Raw genomic sequence first — 20,974 nt, forward strand, 5'->3', positions numbered from 1 at the left:
AAGATGGAATGTAAGATTCTTATTTATACCACACAAGTCGCCTATTTCTTTGAGATAAGCATTTACCTTTTGATTACTCAATACGGGCAGAAGCATCCCGTTAGGCAGCTTGCCTTTATACTTCTCCAAAATCATCTGTGGAATCTTCATCAAGGGAACATTCACGGCTATATCCGTCTTTTGCCGTTTTGTCATTATCGATAAGTTCCCATCAAATGAAGTACGGATATTGTCTTGAGTAAGGTTCTTTACATCTATGTACGCAAGACCACTGAAACATGAAAACACAAAAATATCCCTTACGTGTTCAAGCCGTTCTGTGCTGAATTTCTTTTTCAGGAGTTTGTCGATTTCCTCTTCGGTCAGATAACCCCGGTCTACTTTCTTGATTTGGATTTTATAGCTTGCAAACGGGTCGCCCTGTATCAATCCGTTATTTCGGGCAATAAGAATTATGCGTTTGAAAAACTGCATGAACTTCGCCATCGTGTTATGGCTGCATTTTGCAGTACTCAACAAATACACCTCGAAGTCGTTAATAAACATATTATTAATGGACTTCAAAGCAATATCCGAAAGCCTATACTTGGATTGGATGAAATTAGCAAGATGCTTCCGGGTGACTTCGTATTTCTGATAAGTGGCAGCCGATTTGGAGATACCGACCAAAGCCTTTACATCATTATTATGCCTGTCGAATAAATCGAGCAGCATATCGTGACTTTCATTAAAGCCTAAAAATTCATTCTTAATTTTCTCGGAAGTAACGACATCGAACCGTTGCATATCATGGTATATTCGATGTAGAGAAGCCTTAACATCGTCCAGTAAACTGTTCTGCCGTCTGCTCTCAACGGTGCTTCCTACTACCTTATTTGCCTTTACATCCCAATGGTCGGGATGTAGATAGATTTTCGTATTAAACCGGGATTCATCACCATTGACAGTAATTCTACACATGACGGGGCAATTCCCATCCGCTTTTTTCTTGTCCCTTTTTAGGAAAAGAGTACTCGGAATGTACTTTTCATAAACTCAATTTTTAAATTACAAACGTATTTTAATTATCTCAAATTGAGTTCAATACAGACCGGACAAATCAGGACAGCCATCAGCCATTTTCCGACAAATCGTACCCCCTATGGGGAAATTCGCTTTGGGGGTACGAAAAGTGTCTTTTCGGGGCTATTTTTTACTTTTACACCCAGACAAAAAGAAATAAAAAACCGCTCAAATCTTTGAATTTGAACGGTTTGTCTGTTTTTTGTCGCCTTTTGTCTTAGGCTTTCAGCGGAGAGAGAGGTTGGTGAACCTTTCTTTCTATGTCTTACTATACAGTGTTTTATAATTTCAAAGAAGCTGTCGGTTACGAATTAGCAACGCTTTTTTTACAGCATTTTAAGCAGCTATTGTCTATGAATTGTCTGCTTCATCTCTAGATTCAAAGATAGCAAAAAAAGTAATATTTATCCACTTCTATTTCAATCTTTATTTAGCACCTTTTCACCTCAAAAATATTAATTAGAGCATATACTATCTATTACTATCAAGAATTTTAAGACAATATTTTAAACCTTTCAGCTCTCCTCTTAATTCATTTCGGTTTTCTAATGTATCATCAAAATTAATCATCCTATTTTCAATAGATTCTATTCTATCAATAATCTGTATTCGTACTTCATTAAACGCAATATCAGCATTTAGAATAAGACCTTTAATAGGTTCTCTATTTTCTATTAACAAACTTAATTGCTTGTAATATTCGTCTTTCAAATTCTTGAGATTTTGCGGATCATGCAATAATTCTATTGTTAAATTGAAGAGTTGCCTCATCACCTCTTCCGGCAAAGTATCTAATTCTTTCCTTGCTGTATTTCGTCCTCGAATTCCACTATATCGGGAAAAATTACAATAAAAATTATCTATATCATTGTTAATATCTATAGTTACGTGCTTAGAATCTGTAAAAAGATATAATTTACAGGCTTTTATGCTGTATTTAAAGTAATACTCTCCATTTTCTGAAAAAGATTCACTCAATTTACGAATTGTACTTGTATAGTATGAATCGAATATTTCGGGAATGATACGTTTCACCTTCACATATTCACTAGCTAAAGTTACTTCTGATTTATATTCCTCACTATAACTAAGTTCAATATTGGGAGCGTATTCCCAATCCTCATTTATAGATACATAGAGGTACTTATTGACAAGTTCTAATGTATCCCCTCTTCTGATATAGGGAGAGATGCTTTTTATAAGGTAACATTTATCTTTCATAGCACACTGCAATATTTTAATCTTTAAGAGTACAAAGAATTGAAAAAAAGATGATTGAATATTTATTCAGTATAACTTATTTTAGTGGCTTTGACCGTGTTTACATAATTGACAAATAATTTTATTATTATCAGCCGTAGCCAATTATTCATTCGTGATTATAGAAAATTCGTTTCCCGTTCTCTTTAAAAGTAAATCGGTTGCACCAAGTAATGATAGTAACTCCGAACTATTAGCCAATTTATTCTTCTCTATCCCTGGCTGAACAACATATATATGAAACTCAATATCGCAATAATTAGAAAGCAACATATTTTGGATTATAAGTAATTCATCGTCTCCACCTTTCTCGTATCTTGATGGATTTCCTTGTGCTATCCGGTTGCTATTCCTGCGGTTCATGTGGTTCAACAAATCCATTCATCGAACGAAACTCATAGCCTAGAAAGTCTTCGCCTATATACTTTTTAAGGATGCCTTTTTCTTTACCGATATAGTAGCTCTTTTTGTTTTTTCCGACTGGAATAGAAATCTTGACGGAAAAATCAATATATACGTGTTCGTCTGGGAATAAACTATACATAATTAGATTTTAGATTGTTACACCATAAAAATAATCAAAACTATTATAAATATAGAGATTTACAAACGGAATTATCAACATGTTAATAGAGTTTCTGTAGACTTTTCTAATTAAAAAACGAATGAGATTTGACCATCTTAGAAGAAAATTATATCTAAAATAAGACGAATAGAAATTGTACACGTTCGTTCAGCAATTTCCAATTGGTAAGAAACATCCATTTTTAATTATATTTGAGGTCTATATATTGAGAGTGAATAGAACTGTATGATAATTTAAAAAATTATCTGTTATTATTACTAAAAATATTCTCCCAATGTAAAATATGGACCACAATAATCACGGCTTACGGCGTAGTCTAAAGAAATATTAGTTCCGGACTCTCTATCAACCTTAATTCGAAGCCCCCCTCCTGCTCCAAGGTTCCAATTGGAAAATAGTTTACTTTTTGGGCCATTCAAACTATTGATGTTAACAAATAAAACAAATCCGAGAAGTCCATCTCTAGTAATATCCCTCCTATACTCCGCTTCTGAATAAAATAAAGACTTTGATCGGAATCTCCCTTGCTGAAACCCTCGACCTGAACTATTGAAACTATCCCATCCGATGGATGGCAGATCAAAATAAGGAGGGCTGGAATTAAATGTCGTCCAAAAATAACTCCATAATGCAATTAGATTTTGATTTCTCGAAGAATTACGTAATCTGTAATATTTCCGCACATCAAAATATAAAGAATGCCACCAACGGTCACTACCCAAGAATTTTAAATTATTTCTATACTCTAAATTTATATAATCACCTTTCGACGGATTAATAGAATTTCCTCGCGTATCATATAGAAGGTTAAAGTTTATGCCGGAAGAAATACTTCGTACATAGTTTTCAGTCCCATAATGATAGTTTGTGTATTCTGCGAGCGTCTTATCTGAAGAATCCGTATGAACATTTGAGTGTACATCTAAATTATAACCTAAGCCAACGAGTAAGCCGGGAGAAACCCGCCGTAAAAAATGTTGATAAATACGCAGATAAGACCTATCTACGAGTAATTTATTCTCATAAGAATTTGATTTTCCTAGTCCCCAGGTATACTCCGGGTAGTTATAGATCCTCATATCGCCACGTAGAGCCCACGTATTTTGTTTTAACCAGATATAAGAACGAACTGAAATGCCATATCTATTTTCAAAATCGATATATGGTTCAAGCCAAACTTCAGATTGGTTGGTATTCTTTCGATTTCCTAAATAAAAACTTGCGGATAGTGATGTTACTAGGATATTTCCACCACCAGGGACTTCAGTTGTAAATGGCAAAACAGAAAAATTAAATTTCCTGTCCGTTGTATCCTTAGCCTCCTGCTTTTTTATATCAAATAAGCCCTCGATGACATCAAAAACATCTTTCTTTCTGAGTGTATCTAACTTATTGTCAACAGCTGTTGAATCCACAGGAATCTGTGCCTGTAAATCGAAAGAGAAAATCCCGGAATATACCAAGATGGTACTTATTATTTTAATATATTGAGATCTCATTTGAAATAGGTTACATTATACGTAATATGATTTTAAACAAAAAGTTAATCATTTAATTATAGTTTACTAAATATATAAACTCTGCGGGCTGTGCCATATTATCATTCGTCGTCGTCACTAAATACTCTTAAGAAAACTAACAGAATAATTAGCCAGGCAATTAATAGCAATATTATTGCTATTAATGGTATTAAAAAAAAGTACATCATCTTTTTATTTTTTCCATCGTTTATGTGTCCATAACCAGCCGTATGGCTCTTGATTGATATTTTCAGCTAGTAAGTTTATGTATCTTAGAGATATTTCCCCTTCATTCATAGACTCCGTTTCAGAACATATAGGCATACATCTTACTTTATAATTTCCTTTCGATAGTTGTTGGATATGTAAATAAATTACAGATGATCGACTAATTCGTGACAGCTTTTCCATACCTGAAAAAACATATGTCTCCTGGTTCAGGAAATCGAATTTGTATTTGTCATCTTTTATTCGGGGACATTGGTCTGCCAGAAAAAAGTAAACGGCAGGTGATGACTTTTGAGTCAGGATGTGGCGCACAATTGATTTATGAGATATCAGTTTTACGCCAAAACGGGATCGAATTTTGATCATCAGCCTGTTTATTATTATTGACCGTAGAGGCTTATATACTGCATACATATTGTAGGGAAGTTTGCAGGCTATAAAATTAGGCATCTCCCAATTAGCACAATGCCCCAGACAGACAATAACGTTTCGTCCTGTATTTATATACCTGTCTATAAGTTCCAGGTTTTCAAAAATTATTTTCTTATCAAGTTCTTTTGCAGGGATGGATATGCTTTTTATGATTTCAGCAAAATAGGCAGTAAAACACGTATAAAATTTTTTCATTATACAGTGAATCTCCCCATACGATTTATCGGGAAAGGAGCGTGCCATGTTTTGGATTACCACAGCCTTCCTGTAACCAATAATATTGTAAATAACAAAAAAAGCGACGGAAGCCATTGCATACAGGAATACCATAGGTATTAGGCTCACGGTATAAGCAATAACATAAATACCTTTATAGATAATCATTTGCAATATTTGTTTCATTTTTTAATCAGTAATGGGATTTAGTAATCCAAAATCGCTAAGCTATATAGCGGATGGATTGATAATAATTGATTTTAAATAATACAACCTCTTATTTTCTCAGCTAATATTTTCTGAAAGAATGAGTTTAAATTGACAGGAGCTCATCGTAAATTTATTTTAAGCTTCATAATAAAGCGGATTGTTTGCTTTAAGCAGAGTTTCTACTTGTTAATCGTATATCCTAATGACCATTCTATAAAATCAGCTTTGCCCATATGGGCTTTGATTGAAAGGCCGGTATTCAGATTCTTATACACATAATACCTGATCCCCGCGCGCAGGAAGAATCTGTTTATCTCTCCATTGAAGTTCTGTTTGTGAATATAACAGCCGATGTTACCATTCAGAATCAGGCGTTCATTCAATATATGGACAAGATAAAAAGAGGGGCCACCGGAAAATATGGAACTTATTCTTCCTGCTTTATCGTCAGCAATCTCTTTTTTATTGCCGGATGCAGCATAAAAAATATCCAAGCCTCCACCGATTCTCCATTTATGAGATATGTGCCTGCTTGCATAAAAACCAAGAGAAATTTTAAGATATCGCTTGCTTAGGTCTTCGTGAAGTTGCTTAAATCCCATTCCATAATTAAAATGATACATCCACTTTCTGCTATAGGATTTTATAGGAAGATTTTTGTGAACCGGTATATCTTTCTGAGGCTGGTAACTCAGCGATAAGGATAAGGGCATGAGGTTTATTCCTTTATTCGGTAATGCCAGCGCACCATTTGAAAAATGATGGAATGACAACCCCATTCCCATTTTCCAGTTGGGATGCAGTTTATATTGTACCCTGAACCCGAAGCCAATGTAAACATTATCTTCAGAGCCGATAACCTTATTGGTGGGATTCTTTACTTTATCAAACGGATTAAAATCTCCGGATAAACCCAAGGCTATACGGTAATCGTATGACCATTTACTATTCAGCTCATGCTTTAGGGGTACTTGTACAAACCCGTATAGAGTATATGGATTGCCGATTGATGATTTATTCAATGTCGCCAAATACAAACCTATTCCATAGACTGGATTGTTATAAAGCTGGTTGTATTTATCATTCGTACCTAATTGTTTCCAACCGATTCTTAGATGAATACCCTGGTAATAAGCATTTTTATAAGCAATGCTTCCCACACCCTTTTGTTTCACGATTCCTCCATTGTCTAACTCCATCTCATAAATAACAGGATTTTTAACCTGTTTGCTTTTGATAGAGTCAGCCTGCGCAAAACAATCAGCGGATAGTACCGCTGTAAAAAGGCACAAAAGATTAATATACATTCGATTTTTCGAATGAAAACAAAATGGATTCATAAATGATATTTAGATTATCTAAACAGAGATAAAGGGTATATAAATAGCATTTTAGCTATCTAACCATATTTTTATTTCCGACACCCGCTCCCTGCTTACAATCACCTCCTCTTCCGGAGCCGGGAACAAATAAAGCTTCAGACGATTTCCAAAGTACACGTGTATATTTTTTATACATTTTCGGGAAATAATAAGTTGGCGGTTAATCCGAATAAAGAGGTGAGGATTGATTTCTTTTTCCAGATAATCCAGAGTAGATGAGATAACGAACTTTTTATCTGCCGTAACAAGGTATGTTATTTTGTTTGACAAGTGGAAATAGGCTATATCTGTTTCAGGAACAGATAATAACTGGTCACGCCATTCTACCAGAAAATTAGCCTTATACACAGGTTGCTTTTGGGATACTTTCCGGAGGATATCCTCTATGTCAGGGACTGGAGAAACAGGGTGATATTGTCTATACCTGGCCAGACTTTTTTCAATATCATCAAGGGCAATCGGTTTGAGTAAATAATCAATGCCATTGGCTTTAAAAGCTTTTATGGCATATTCATCATAAGCTGTCGTAAATATTACGGGCTTTGTGATTTTGAATGCCGAAAATATATCAAAACTCAGACCGTCAGATAACTGAATATCCATAAAATACAGATCAGGCTCATCATTAGAGGTTAACCATTCCAGCGTTTCTTTAACTGTTTGTAAAAGAGCCACTATTTCTATATCTTCCCGCACTTTCCCTATCAGCCTTTTCAGGCGATTGGCTGTTAACGGTTCATCTTCTATAATTACTGCTTTTATCATGTTAATCAATCTAATAATGGAACTTTAACAAGGAAAGTATGCTCACTGTGTTCTATCTTTATAGATTTCTTACTTAGAAGATTATATCTATAGGATATATTGCGAAGACCGATTCCGGTACTATCCACAGGATTAATAATGGGATTGACATTATTTCTTATAACGATAAAATTATCTTCGGTGAAAATCTCTATCTTTAATGGATTTTGCCTGCTTATCGAATTGTGCTTAATGGCATTCTCTACTAATAATTGCATCGTGGCCGTAGCTATTCCTTTTTGCATGAGGTCCTCGGGGATATCAACCGTTACGATGAGGCTTTCCTGATATCTCATCTTATAAAGGAAGAGATAGGAGTTGATAAAATCCAATTCATCATGTAATGGAACAATATGCAACTCTTCATCTTTTAGTACATGGCGGTAAATAATAGACAGCCGTTGTACATATTCGACTGCCAACTGTGGATCTTCTTCAATCAGGGAAGCCAATGTACTGAAATTATTAAATAGGAAATGCGGATTTATTTGCCTTTTCAAATGTTCAAGTTCTGCCTGGGCAACCTTTTTTTCATATTTTGCAGCCCTGATTGTAGCTTCATTCCATTGTATAAAAAATGATCCGGCTGTAAATATTGTCGATAATAGCAGGGATAAAATAACTCCTGTTGCAAAAGATTGCCTGAATGCGGTCGTATCTGTAAACAGATAGGGCATTAACAATTTCAAGATAAAGAATATAAGGCTTACCAAAACGATTTGAACAGAGAGCTGGACTAAAATTCGCTTTACTATCGAAGAGCGCCATGGGAAATATTCATCCAGTTTTTTTGTAATAATAAATCCCGACTCCATGATCAGTATCACCCCTAGCCAGGTAACGAATAATTCTCCTGACATTTCGATAAATAAGCTGGGAGTCAATTCATAATCCCATGGATTGATGAAAAGCAGAATCAGATAAAATACTATTCCAATGATAAAATATCCGATAAACTTAAATCCTATATTTTTTAATATCATAACAGTTACGAATGTAGAAATTATTATTGACCCGGACGTGATAAGGCGGTGACAATTACATCATCCATCTGTTTTTCGGGTCCACGTCTGGGTCTGGTAGAACATCCCGATATACCCCCGGACTTTCAGTTTGCCTTTTTCCAGCCAGATACTGCATTTATAGGTTTTCCCTTCCGATGGATCATAAATTTTACCACCTTCCCATTTCGCATTGTTCTGTTTAAAATCCATTAACATAAGCAGGCCGATAAGTGTTCTGGTGCGTTTGGATTTATCGGGATTCTCATGGTCTATAAGCGGTTTTCCATTCGTATCATTGGCATTCTTCAACCAGACAATCTTTCCATTGAGCTTATCTCCCGACTGGTAAATCTCTACAACGGCCTCGCCGTCCTCTGTCATCCATTTACCTGTTATGTCTTGGGCATAAGCCAAGGATGATATAAACAAAAGCACCAGGCTTAAAAATAAATTTTTCATGTTATATTGTTTTTGTAAATTATTGTAACTGTTTTATTTCATTTAACCTGATATTACCTTTTTCTGATTTGTCAATAATAACAGCAAAATTGGGTCTTATGGTATAGGTTTGTTTTTGGCCAACCTTTACTTCATAAGTCAATAGAATTTCACCCTTTTCGTCTTTCTGTAAACTTACAGGATAAATTTCTGTCTGCCTGTCTGTTTCCGGTAGCACAACAGCCAATACATTTTGCTTGGAAAAATCAATAACGGTAGGCTTTCCATCATTTCCCATGTGTGCTGCCGTTCCAAAAATTTCATCAAACTGTTCCTGTGTTTCTATTTTAGGATTCTCCAATTTTGTTACAGTGTTATTTACGAAGTAATTTTTAGCTAAAGTAAAATCCACATCTTTGGCATTTAACACAGATCCTGTTGGTTTTACAGCCTGTTTCAAGGTGTTCTCCTTTTCTGGTTTTTGGGTATTTTGACACGCTATAAAAGAAAATCCTGCAATTGTTAATAGTATTACGTTTCTTTTTGTCATTTTTTTATTATTATGGTAGTTATTGAATGAATGATTCCGGTTTATCGTATAATGCCAAGTGCCTTTTTCTTAGCAGCTAATGCGATATAAGCATCATAAACAGCTTTATTATACGCATTATTGGCTTGTATAAGGTTAAACTGTCCGTCTAGTACATCCTGATAACGACCGATTCCTTTTTTATAACGTTCATTGACCAACTCCAAGCTTTTTTCTGCTGCTTGAACGATATCCTTGTTTATACGTATTTTGGAAAAGGATGCCATAAAATCTCCGTCTGCATTTTTATATTCCAGCAAAGCCCTGCTGGCTAGTTGTTCCTCTGCAATTTTTAATTCCTGTAATGCAATAAACGACTGTTTGGCTCTACGGTCATGCTTAAATCCATTGAAAATAGGAATATTCAGTTGTATGCCGACAAAAAAGCTTTGGGGCCAATCGTATTGACGGAACTTAAAGTTATCCGATTGAGCCTGTATCTGATATTGACTGATAAAATCCAGAGAAGGCAGCCTTCTGCTTTTGTCCAGATCAATCTGTTTTTTTGCAAGGCTCTGATGGGATATATTCTGCCTGATATCCGGACGGTCTGAAAAGGAAGGAATGGATTGTCCCGCCAATATTTGTCCCGATAGGTAGTCTTCATCAATGGCATCAATTAAGATCAATTCACTAGCCAGGGAAATCCCCATTAAGTCTTTCAGGTAATTCATCGCCTGTATAATCTGGTTATCCACCATAAATAAGTTGGATTTTTGGCCTTGTACGTTGATATAAACATTCAGTGTATCGGAGACTAATACGACTCCATTTTTATATAGAACCCGGGTGTCGTTCAAGGTTTGTTCCGCTCTTGAAATGGCTCTCTCAACCAGTTCTTTATTGAGTTCAGCCAACAGTACATTATAATATGCTTTGCGTATTTCATCAGCCAGTTCCCATTTTGCAACTTCCCTATTGGCTTTTGACAGTTCCGTATTGAGTTTGGAGAGTTTTATGCCTTCATTCAATTCGGGATTGAATAGGGGAAGATGAAGGTCGATAATACCATTAAAGTGGTTTTTCGATGATGCGTTGACGCTCATCATCTCGTTGTTGTTAACGGCCAGTTCTCCCGTAGGCGAAATCCCTACTTTTGGAAAATAAAAAACAGTCGGTTTGATATTGCGGACATAAGAGGTTGTCGCATTAACCTGGGGATAACGGTCTGCCTGGATTTCCTTCGTTGCATATTGTGATTTCAATGTCGATAGCTCCGTGGCTTTGATCGTCCTGTTTTGGGATAAGCCTAAATCGACAGCCTGTTCTATAGATAAGGGGATGACTAAATCTTCCTTCGCCGCATTCATTTGGGCTTTTAGCTGTATACTGCCAAACAGGAGTATAAGAATGATAAATATTGCTTTATTCCGTCTCATTTCCTTTTCTTTTTCTTGTTTTTTGTATCAATTTTGTAATGCCATAGTGAACTACCGGAACCAGTACCAATGTAAGGAACATGGAACTCGTAAGCCCTCCGATAAGTACCCATGCCAGACTGCTGATCATCTCAGCTGAGGCTCCCTTTGACAGGGCGAGTGGCAACATCCCGATCACCATCGCGAGTGTGGTCATCAGAATCGGTCTTAACCGGGTTTTTCCCGCATCGATCAATGCTTCATGCAAAGGTTCACCTTCGGCTAACCTGTCATTGGCCCTATCGACTAAAAGGATTGCATTCTTTGCAACAAGCCCCATCATCATGATCAATCCGAATATGGAAAAAATATTCATGGATCTCCCTGCCAGTGCTAAAGCGAGAATGGAACCTCCCGCTCCCACAGGTATGGAAAACAGTACCACAAAGGGGTAAGCCCAATTGTTATACAGGGCAACCATGATCAAATAAATCAGGATCAATGACATGATCAAAGCAACAGCAAGGCTTCCAAAAGCATCATCCTGCATATCCAGGTCTCCTTCGTACGAAAGAAACACCGAAGATGGCAAAGGATTACTTTTTACCATGGCTTTGATGTCTTCCCCGACATCGCCTGTCGGCCTGCCGGCAACTTTAGCCATCAGCATAACGGAAGATTGCTTATTACGTCTTTCCAACACGGAAGGTGCTGTGGAGAGTTTCACTTCTGCAAATTGCTTTAAATATACGGATTGTCCCGAGCTGTTGACAAACGGGAAATTTTCCAGATCGGAGATGTTAGCCCTGTCCTTCTCCCGTAATGAGATTTGCATATCTATATCTGTGCCATCCTTACTGAATTTCATATCATCGGAACCATTTATCGCAATACGCAAAGCACTGCTGATTCCTTCAACCGTCAGGCCCAAGTCTCCTAGTTTCTTTCTGTCTATGTTTACCTGAAGTGACGGTTTTGATTCTTCCACGGACAGCTTTGGGGTCACAATTCCATCGATCTTCCTTACATCGTCCAATAACCGACGTGCCGTAGAAATAACGGAGTCTCTGTTCTGTCCATATAACAAAAGCTGTATCGGTGCGGCATTGGTCCCGAATAATCCGACTGTGGACACATCGACTTTTACCCCGGACTCTAATAAAGCAATCCGCTTTAATTCCCTGCTGATTTGAGAAAGGCTTTTTTTCCGGTCTTTTGCCTCTACTAAGGAAATATTTATGCTGGCAACATTACCGCCCTTGTTTTCGTTAAATCCGTCGCTCTGATAACCGACCAAAGTGAACTGCTTTGTTACCTCAGGAACTTTTTTAATCCGTTTTTCTATAGATTCAACTATTCTGTCCATCTCATTGAGCCGTGTTCCGGGAGGTGCGGTTATCAATAAGGAAAGCTCTCCTTTGTCGGCAGTCGGCACAAACTCACTACCGACATATCCGGTAAACATCAAACTGAGAGATGCTATAAGAAAAGCACCGCAAATACCAATCGTTTTCCATTTGTTTTTTAAAGCCCAATCTAAAACCCGTTCATATAACCTTGTCAAAGAATCAATTTGTTTTTCAAAGAAAAGAGCAAATCTGGAAAAGATGCTTTTTCCATCCAGGTGCGTCAGTTTTGAAAAACGGGAAGAGATCATTGGGGTAAGCGTGAAAGAAACCATTAAACTGGACAATGTGGAAATAACGATTACCAATGAGAACTCCTTCACCAGGCTACCTACCAGCCCCGGTACAAAAGCGAGTGGGAGAAAGACAACCACATCCACCAGGGTAATAGACATGGCGGCAAAACCAATCTCGGTACGTCCGTCCAGTGAGGCTTTCATCCTGTCGGAGCCCATTTCCAAATGGCGATAGATATTTTCCAATACCACGATTGAATCATCCACAAGGATTCCTATCACCAGTGACATGGCCAGTAAAGTCATCAGATTCAATGAGTAATCCAGGGTAAACATCATGATAAAGGCGACAAGTAAAGACGTGGGTATCGCAATTAGTACTGTTACGGCATTGCGCAAACTATGCAGGAAGACGAGCATGACTAAAGCCACCAGAGCAACCGCTACAAAGAAGTCGAAATATACCGAATGAGCAGCTTTGAGTGTAAACTCCGAAGAATCCTGAATAACTGAAAACTTTAAGCCGACATCGCTGTATAGTGATTCCAGCTTGGTAAGATGTTCTCTTACCAGTTCCGAGGCTTCTACGGCATTAGCTCCGGTTTGTTTATCCACAAGCAGACCTATCGAATTCTCTCCGTTTATGCGGTTCACGACTGACAAATCTTTCTTGCCTTCTTTTATGTCGGCAACATCTTTTACATAAATTACACTTCCGTCAGATAGTATCCTGACAGGCTGCATCCTTAACTGGTCAAAATCCCTTACTTTGCCGGTTGTACGTACATCAAATTCCCCGTCAGCAGATTTAACTGCTCCGATAGGTATTTCCACATTACTACGCCCAATGGCTTCGGTCAGTTCATCGATGCCGATACCATATGCTTTCAGTTTCTCCAGGTTTACCGATACTTTTACTTCCCGGGGAGATCCACCCAAAAGAGTAACCCGTCCCACATTCCTGATTTGTGAAATCCCCTGCCTGATCTGTTTATCCAGCAATTCATATAATTGCTCTTCCGGGATATTGGCCGTAGTGCCGATCCTTAGTACAGGTTCTGCATTTATACTGTAACTTTCCAATGTCGGAGATTTTACTGCCGCAGGAAGCTCTGGGAGTATTTTGTTGACAGCCCGCTGAACATCCTGCATTGCTTTTTCAGGATCTGCATCGGCTATGAATTCAATCGAAATAACTGAAGAGTTTTCCGCTGAATAGGTACTTACCTTTTTTATTTTATTGACTCCGGAAATCGCATCTTCCAGTTTTTTTGATACCGTATTTTCTATTTCCGAAGGTGATCCTCCGGGATAGACGGCAGTAATCGTAATCACAGGGGTGGCCAATTCAGGAAGTAACTCATAACGCAGCTTGCTGTATCCTAAGATACCCAAACCGGCAATGATAAGATAAAATACGATAAATAATATGGGGCGTTTAATTGCCAATTCTGTAATTTTCATTTTGATCCCGTTTGGTTTTGTGTATCCGATTTATAATCTACGATCTTTAAGTTTTCTAAAACAAGGCCTTCGTTTATATTGGATTGTCCTTTAAACACGACAGTATCTCCGGCTGCTAATCCTGATAGGATTTCAACCTGATCTTCAAATTCTCGCCCTGTTTTGATAGTGCGGCGGATAGTCCTACCTGCCTCTTGTACCAACCAGACGTAATTGTCGCGGATAGCGGTTCGGGGAATAATAAGCGTAGAAACTGCCTGAGTATCTTCTGTCTTAATATTAGCTGTCATTCCGCCCATCAGAGTAATACCATGCTGGTCATTCTTCACTTTGATTAATATAGGAAAGGACTTAGCCTGATTAGCTGTGGGAATAATTGCGGAGACAATCCCTACGAAAATATGTTGAGGATATGCGTCTATTGTAAAATTCACCTGCTGTCCTTTATGTATCCGGGGTATTTCCTTTTCCGGAACATTAAAGCGGATTTCAAGTTCATTCAGGGGAACAATTACTGCAATCGGACTACCCGGAGATAAAATATCTCCCGCATTCACAGATTTTCCGGCTATAATTCCACCGACCGGTGCATGTATTACACTCCGGTCCAATTCCGACTGTGATATTCGTAATTGCTTTTCAGCGGTTTCCAGTGCATGCCGGGCGGTTTCCAGCTCTACGCCTGTTGCATTATTTTTTTTATGTAGCTCCAGATAGCGTTGATAATCCTCCTTTGCTTTTTTATAATCAATCTGATGAATCTGATGAGAGGATTTTTTCATGTCATTATTAAGGATGGCGATCACCTGGCCTTTCTTGACTGTACTGCCATTTTGGATATTCAGTTTTACGACTCTTCCATCGGTCTCTGAAACAACATTGACCATACCCGACACTTCTACAGTTCCGGGATATGAAACTGTATTTGTAAAATCAGACTTTTTGACTACAATGGCTTCTACTGCAAAAGGAATCGATTCTTTTTCGGCCTGTATTTCTTTTTCAGCGTTTTCTTTATTACTGAAAAGCTTAAATAAGATCAAACCGACTAATAACAAGACTCCAAGTATCAAATAAAGTTTTTTTCGCATAATCGTTTTGTTTTTTTCGCCTCAAAATTAAGGCATCCTATCATGGGGTTAATAGGAAAAAAAAACGAATCGTAATTATTCAGGGTTGAACCGTTATATAGTGATCTGAACTGATTTTTGAATCGAATTTCTATGGAATACTGAAAAAACATAGCTGTCACACATCAAAAAAAACAGCTTAAATGACTCTAACACACTTTAGATGCGCTTTTTGTCAGTTCAGACAAATAAGATGGAATGCAGTTAATATATATAGTAAATTTACCAGTAAAGGAGGCGGAAGAAGGCCGTAGAATCAATAATTAGATGGTATAAATTAATAAAATGAATAATTATGAACATTGTAATCAAGCAACTCAGGAAACAGGATTTTAACAGAGCCCGGGAATTTGCCATTGAAGGCATGCATTTATCCTGGTATGCCACAAATGGAATTGAGCTTTATTTGTATAGTAAGTATTTTTGGTATTTAGAAATAACGAAGGCTACCAAAGCTATTGGAGCCTATATGGATGACCGGTTAGTCGGTGTTTTACTGGCTGACATGAAAGATGAACCTAAAATTTTCACATCCGCCTTTTATAATGCTTTTATAAAAGTAGTTATCTTCTTTATAAACCTATTCTACAAAAATGCATCCAGTGTTTACGATAAGGCTAACATACAAATGCTTAAAGAATTTAAAGAAAGTAATAACCCTGATGGAGAGATTAATTATTTCGCCGTTGATCCCGATATTAAAGGAAAAGGAATAGGCACATTATTATTAAACGAATTGGAAAAATATGCGAAAGGAAAACTAATTTATCTGTATACAGATTCAGGCTCGACTTACCAATTCTATCAACATCGTGGATTTAAAGAAGCTGTAACACGGAGTATAATATTAGAAATACATAAAAGAGAGATTCCTTTAAACTGTTTCTTATTCTGTAAATTGTTCTAATTGTTGTGAATCCTAAATAACGATATCATCTTATGTATGTGATATACCACTTTAGTCTATTTCTTGTTTAAAGATAGAGGGGCTGTAAAATAAATAGAATTAATACGTCTTAGTAAAAGATAAGATGATTTAAGAATCTAATAAAGTGGGTATATTTTTAGACCTAAAAAAAATAATTCTGCGAAAAAATATATTAGGGTATATCCTTTCTTTATGATCAAAGGTATATAAATTATTCAACATTGAATAAAATACTATGGAACAATTTATTCGTAATATCAAAGAGAATATCAACAAAGAAATTCAGCTTATAGAACGAGAAGAAAGTAATATCTTTCAAAAATCTATCAGTATTATTTCTCTTTTAGAGTCTACATTTGATAAATTAAAAGATTTCGTATCAAATTACTCTTTCGAATCTCAATCTGAAGAAATTACCTTTTTCAAAGAGACAAAACCTCAACTATTTAGTATATTAATTTATCATCGGAAGATATATAATCTCGAAATGAGAATGCCTACAGGTAGTCATATAGATAAAAAAAATTATCTGGAAGGGATGCTTGCACGAATTAAATACTTCTTCGATACAAATGCAGACTTTTACCAATATTATCGCTCAGGGAGTACACACCTTGATCGGTATTATTTTTTAAGGGGGAAACCTGATATTCAGCTAATCTTAGATTGTTTCTACTTTGAAAGAGATAGTCGATTCTCTACAAGTTTTGATTTCAAAGTGGCAAAAATGATTGCTAATGAAAGGCTGACTGTTTACATCAACAACAAATTAATTAATATCAAACAACTAGAGAACAATATCCCTGAATTATTAAACTTACCTAAATCGAAACTTACCTGGACAGCTAAAAAAGCAGAACTTGTTGAACAAATTTATGCTTGGGATAGTACAGGATGTTTTAATAACGGCAACACAAATATAAAAGAACTGGCAGAATATATAGAAACGGTATTCAATATCAACTTAGGCGATTTCTATCACACTTTTCTTGAAATTCGGGAACGAAAAGGGAGCCGCACTTTGTTTTTAGATAAATTGATTAAGTATTTAGACGAAAGAATGGATGGGTTGGACAATAAATGAATCGAAAGAATGGCTTATATTTGTATTAGTAAAAAGAAAAACAGAAGTATTCTGAATACTTCTTGACATATATAACATAACGTTCACGTAAACGTCTCGCTGTGGAAACTGGTAATTTTTGGAAGGACGAGACGAAATGTGCAATGTTCATGCTATGCGAAAGTATAGTGTGGACTTGCTTGTTTCGTCCTTCGGGTATACCAGTACCTCATAGCGGAACAATGCAAGCTCCACACTTCTTTTTTGTATATTGCACATCTTAAAATATTTTGACTATGAGAAAAATAAGATTATATATTGCAGCATCCATTGATGGATATATTGCTGGTCCAGATGGGGAATTAGATTGGCTCACTGATTATCCAATTACTCCGGAACTAAATTACGGTTACGAAGATTTTTTCGAATCTATTGATACGGTAATTATGGGTGGACGTACATATCGAGATATCCTTAATATGGATGTAGTATATCCCTATAAGGATAAAAATTCCTATATAATTACACGAAATGCCATAAATACTCCTAAAGAAGATATCATTTATATAACCAATAATATCGAAGATAATATATCTGAATTAAAGAAAAGAGAAGGAAAAGATATTTGGCTTGTTGGTGGTGGAGAAATCGTTTCTCTATTCTTAAATCAGAATTGGATTGACGAAATGATAATTACCTATATTCCTATTTTATTGGGAGAAGGAATTCGTCTTTTTCCGAATAAAACGAAAGAATCTAAGTGGTCCTTAATTCAATCTCAGGCATTCAAAAATGGTGTAGTACAAACTAGATACCAAGTTCAGAAATAATAAGGCATGTAAAAATACAGCTAAATAGATAAAATAATACCCAAGCTAAACCCTAGTTTGGGTATTATTTTTCACCTATATTGGGCATTAAAAGTTATATTTTAGCCTATAAAAAATGGTCTTTACATATTATAAATCTGACTCCCAAGATTGAATTAAGGGACTCTATTGTATTAATCAGAAAAACACATCTAACACTCAATTCATTATAACTATTTTCAGAAATAGTTGTCCCATCTTGGGATAATTACATATCCGAATATCAGACTTTTGTATCAAACAACAAGTGAAAATATGGAAGTTATAACATTTGATTCGGATGCATATAAAGAGTTGATCAATAAACTTGATGCTATTGCAAGATATATTAAAGAACGGGATGTTCCTAATCAATCAAAAGAGCTGGATGAGGTTTGGGTGGATAGCTACGAGGTCTGTACATTCCTTCGAATCAGCGAACGCACTTTACAACGTTTACGATCCAACAGCCTGATATCATATTCCGTATTATCAGGAAAAACTTACTACACCATTGGCGAGATAAAACGCATACTTCAGGAACGCTTGATCAAATCAGGAGAAGAAGCTTTAAACGATCTGATCAATAGCCACAAACAATATCTCGAACGCAGAAAAAGAAATAAACCTAAAAAGTAAGGTTATGATGATAGATGACGAAATATTCGAATCAAATATCAAAGGCTTAGCCAGACTCCTCAAGCGTATCGATGAGAAGGTTGATAAGCTATTGGTTACAGAGAACAATAATGCTCTGGAAGAGCGACTATTCGATAATCAGGATTTGTGCCTCTTTCTCAAGGTTACTCCCCGGACATTACAGCGATATCGCAATCTAGGATTACTACCTTTTAAAACAATTTGTAAGCGAAACTATTACCGGGAATCAGATGTGAAAATATTTGTCAATCAGTATTTCGGAGGAAAAGATAAGCTTACTGATAAAGATAAATGGCAAAAAAAAGACTCTTCAATGAATGATAAACAGCTAGGTTCTATAGATTAATATTAATAATATTTCAGATGCTTTTTATTATCTTTAGGGAAAAGATAAAGTACTAGTTATTTATATAAATTGATATGGAATATATAGTATACCCAATAGAATTTCATCATATTTTTGATGAGGAACCACTATCCACTGAAGAGTATTTAAAGGGATTAGATAAAGTAGATTTGATTTTAATGACACTTCACCTGATTGGAATAGATAATAAAGACTCCTATTCTTTAGAGTATACTAACTTCCTTAAAATGTTTTTCCAAGATTTTCCTGATAGTAAGCAACTTCAGGACATAGACAAAAGAATAAAAAAGCTAAAGCAAACTAGTAATTTACAAAATAATCCAGACATAATCTTTACTCTGATAGAACCGAGAGCAGCTCTATTATTCCTAAAAGATATAATTCTTCTGCCAACAGGGAAAAAAGAAGTAAAAACAGAAAATGATCATATAAACTTTTTGAAAGCATATTTATCTCAAGTAGAACAGGTCCAAAAATATAAAAACAATCTGCTTAAGAGTATTCCTGAATTTGAAAATCCATTGTGTAAAGATGCAAGAATTCGTTTTGCTGGTGATTTATTACAAATGGGATTGTCTGATTATAATTTTTATGACATCTTAATGACGCAACAGATGAAAGTTTTAATGCTAGATGATTTCATCAAAGAAAAGCCACAATTAAGTAATATAATTAAGCTTTTCTATGCATCAAAAAATATAGAATCTATTTTTGATCATCTCTTGAATCTTAGGATTGTAAGAGTGTATGAAGAGAATAAATTTAAAGAAGGACAAATAAGTCTTTACAAAAGGGATTATGTCAATCATGATAATCTATTTAATCGTATATCTACATATTTCGATAGTATATGTATTGATGTAAACAATCCATCTGAAGCAGAAAAAAAACTTGAAGATTTAAATGATTTCACATGCTACAAACAATATCCTGTACTAAAATTAAATAACGATCATTACTCAATTATATCTCGATACTTTTTTACTCTTAATATATATGATGGATTATTTATAAGCTTACTACAAATAAGCCAGAAGACTGGAGAAAAAGATATACAGAGATTAATTAAGAGTGAATTTTCTGAAGAATATATGTTCTATAAAGTTATGAATAGGCTACTATTTAATGCAAAAAATATAAACATAAGTGGTAGAACTTTTTATGATTTAAATGACAATGGACGACCTGATTATTATGTTAGGAATAAAAAAAGAGCACTCTTATTTGAATACAAAGATATATTAATGAATAAATCAACTCGAAATTCTCAAAGTTTTTCTGATATAGAAAATTTCTTTAAAACTAGGCTAAATGAAACAAAGGGTATTCCTCAAATAATTAAAAATGTAAAAGATATTCTACTCCAAGATTTTAAACTTGACAAAGGATATAATGAAAAAAACATTGAAATTTATCCTTTCTTAATTACTCAAGATAGACTTTATTCAGTACATGGAACAAATTATATTTTAAATGACTTCTTTCAACAAAGAATAGATAATGACAATTTCTTAGCACTGAAAAAATCTCATATAAGGCCTTTAACCGTTATTGATATTGACTTTCTCCTAATATTATCATTAGAACTGAAACATAATTTAAAAAGATTTCTCGATTTAATTCATTCATATCACATATATTGTTCTAATAAAGACAGATTTATCTCTTTTCGAAATTATATTTTAAATAGTAGAAAAATAACTCTTAATCGGATTGATGAAAAAGATTTGATTAGACATTATTTTAATAGATAGATAGAGAATATACTATATTTTCTATCTAT

At 35.5% G+C, this 20,974-nt stretch carries 18 protein-coding genes and 1 pseudogene; 6 read left to right on the forward strand and 13 right to left on the reverse strand.

Features of this window, described 5'->3' with window-relative positions:
- From QZL88_RS00005 to QZL88_RS00065, 13 genes and pseudogenes are all read right to left on the reverse strand, one after another.
- Window positions 1–1,031: pseudogene (locus QZL88_RS00005) on the reverse strand (site-specific integrase); the annotation flags it as partial.
- Between the two features lie 502 nt (window positions 1,032–1,533).
- Window positions 1,534–2,283, reverse strand: coding sequence for a hypothetical protein (locus QZL88_RS00010; RefSeq protein ID WP_296937653.1), 750 nt, complete (start codon window positions 2,281–2,283; stop codon window positions 1,534–1,536).
- Between the two features lie 144 nt (window positions 2,284–2,427).
- Window positions 2,428–2,685, reverse strand: coding sequence for a hypothetical protein (locus QZL88_RS00015; RefSeq protein WP_296937655.1), 258 nt, complete (start codon window positions 2,683–2,685; stop codon window positions 2,428–2,430).
- Between the two features lie 480 nt (window positions 2,686–3,165).
- On the reverse strand, window positions 3,166–4,407 hold the full coding sequence (locus QZL88_RS00020) for a BamA/TamA family outer membrane protein (RefSeq protein ID WP_296937657.1): 1,242 nt from the start codon (window positions 4,405–4,407) through the stop codon (window positions 3,166–3,168).
- 213 nt (window positions 4,408–4,620) lie between these two features.
- Entirely contained in the window at window positions 4,621–5,490 is an 870-nt protein-coding gene (locus QZL88_RS00025; RefSeq protein WP_296937660.1) for a lysophospholipid acyltransferase family protein, read from the reverse strand.
- Window positions 5,491–5,693: 203 nt separating this feature from the next.
- On the reverse strand, window positions 5,694–6,821 hold the full coding sequence (locus tag QZL88_RS00030; RefSeq protein WP_296937662.1) for an acyloxyacyl hydrolase: 1,128 nt from the start codon (window positions 6,819–6,821) through the stop codon (window positions 5,694–5,696).
- An 84-nt stretch (window positions 6,822–6,905) separates the two neighbouring features.
- Complete coding sequence (locus tag QZL88_RS00035; protein WP_296937663.1) at window positions 6,906–7,661, reverse strand: LytTR family DNA-binding domain-containing protein; 756 nt, start codon at window positions 7,659–7,661, stop codon at window positions 6,906–6,908.
- Window positions 7,662–7,666: 5 nt separating this feature from the next.
- Window positions 7,667–8,683 carry a histidine kinase gene (locus tag QZL88_RS00040; protein WP_296937664.1) on the reverse strand — a complete coding sequence of 339 codons (1,017 nt, stop codon included), beginning with the start codon at window positions 8,681–8,683 and terminating at the stop codon, window positions 7,667–7,669.
- Between the two features lie 60 nt (window positions 8,684–8,743).
- Window positions 8,744–9,163 (reverse strand): DUF2147 domain-containing protein, encoded by a 420-nt coding sequence (locus tag QZL88_RS00045; protein WP_296937666.1) that lies wholly within the window; start codon window positions 9,161–9,163, stop codon window positions 8,744–8,746.
- 19 nt (window positions 9,164–9,182) lie between these two features.
- Window positions 9,183–9,692 (reverse strand): hypothetical protein, encoded by a 510-nt coding sequence (locus QZL88_RS00050; protein WP_296937667.1) that lies wholly within the window; start codon window positions 9,690–9,692, stop codon window positions 9,183–9,185.
- Between the two features lie 41 nt (window positions 9,693–9,733).
- Window positions 9,734–11,110 carry a TolC family protein gene (locus tag QZL88_RS00055; RefSeq protein ID WP_296937669.1) on the reverse strand — a complete coding sequence of 459 codons (1,377 nt, stop codon included), beginning with the start codon at window positions 11,108–11,110 and terminating at the stop codon, window positions 9,734–9,736.
- On the reverse strand, window positions 11,097–14,195 hold the full coding sequence (locus QZL88_RS00060; RefSeq protein ID WP_296937672.1) for an efflux RND transporter permease subunit: 3,099 nt from the start codon (window positions 14,193–14,195) through the stop codon (window positions 11,097–11,099). Before QZL88_RS00060 ends, QZL88_RS00055 begins: the two co-directional genes overlap by 14 nt.
- Window positions 14,192–15,286: an efflux RND transporter periplasmic adaptor subunit gene (locus QZL88_RS00065; protein WP_296937674.1), complete on the reverse strand. Its 1,095-nt coding sequence runs from the start codon at window positions 15,284–15,286 to the stop codon at window positions 14,192–14,194. Before QZL88_RS00065 ends, QZL88_RS00060 begins: the two co-directional genes overlap by 4 nt.
- A gap of 334 nt (window positions 15,287–15,620) precedes the next feature.
- On the opposite strand from QZL88_RS00065, the gene QZL88_RS00070 reads away from it, so the two are divergent.
- The 6 genes from QZL88_RS00070 to QZL88_RS00095 all read left to right on the forward strand — a co-directional run bounded on the left by QZL88_RS00070 (window position 15,621) and on the right by QZL88_RS00095 (window position 20,945).
- The gene (locus tag QZL88_RS00070) at window positions 15,621–16,232 is read left to right on the forward strand and encodes a GNAT family N-acetyltransferase (RefSeq protein ID WP_296937676.1); all 612 of its coding nucleotides are present in this window, start codon (window positions 15,621–15,623) and stop codon (window positions 16,230–16,232) included.
- A 256-nt stretch (window positions 16,233–16,488) separates the two neighbouring features.
- On the forward strand, window positions 16,489–17,337 hold the full coding sequence (locus QZL88_RS00075; protein WP_296937678.1) for an RteC domain-containing protein: 849 nt from the start codon (window positions 16,489–16,491) through the stop codon (window positions 17,335–17,337).
- A 275-nt stretch (window positions 17,338–17,612) separates the two neighbouring features.
- Window positions 17,613–18,146: a dihydrofolate reductase family protein gene (locus QZL88_RS00080; protein ID WP_296937679.1), complete on the forward strand. Its 534-nt coding sequence runs from the start codon at window positions 17,613–17,615 to the stop codon at window positions 18,144–18,146.
- Window positions 18,147–18,440: 294 nt separating this feature from the next.
- Window positions 18,441–18,803: a DNA-binding protein gene (locus tag QZL88_RS00085; protein WP_296937681.1), complete on the forward strand. Its 363-nt coding sequence runs from the start codon at window positions 18,441–18,443 to the stop codon at window positions 18,801–18,803.
- 4 nt (window positions 18,804–18,807) lie between these two features.
- Complete coding sequence (locus QZL88_RS00090; RefSeq protein ID WP_135104165.1) at window positions 18,808–19,170, forward strand: helix-turn-helix domain-containing protein; 363 nt, start codon at window positions 18,808–18,810, stop codon at window positions 19,168–19,170.
- Window positions 19,171–19,244: 74 nt separating this feature from the next.
- Window positions 19,245–20,945, forward strand: a complete 1,701-nt coding sequence (locus tag QZL88_RS00095; RefSeq protein ID WP_296937685.1) for a hypothetical protein — start codon at window positions 19,245–19,247, stop codon at window positions 20,943–20,945.
- Window positions 20,946–20,974 lie beyond the last annotated feature (29 nt).

The organism is uncultured Dysgonomonas sp., from assembly GCF_900079725.1.
Classification (GTDB): domain Bacteria; phylum Bacteroidota; class Bacteroidia; order Bacteroidales; family Dysgonomonadaceae; genus Dysgonomonas.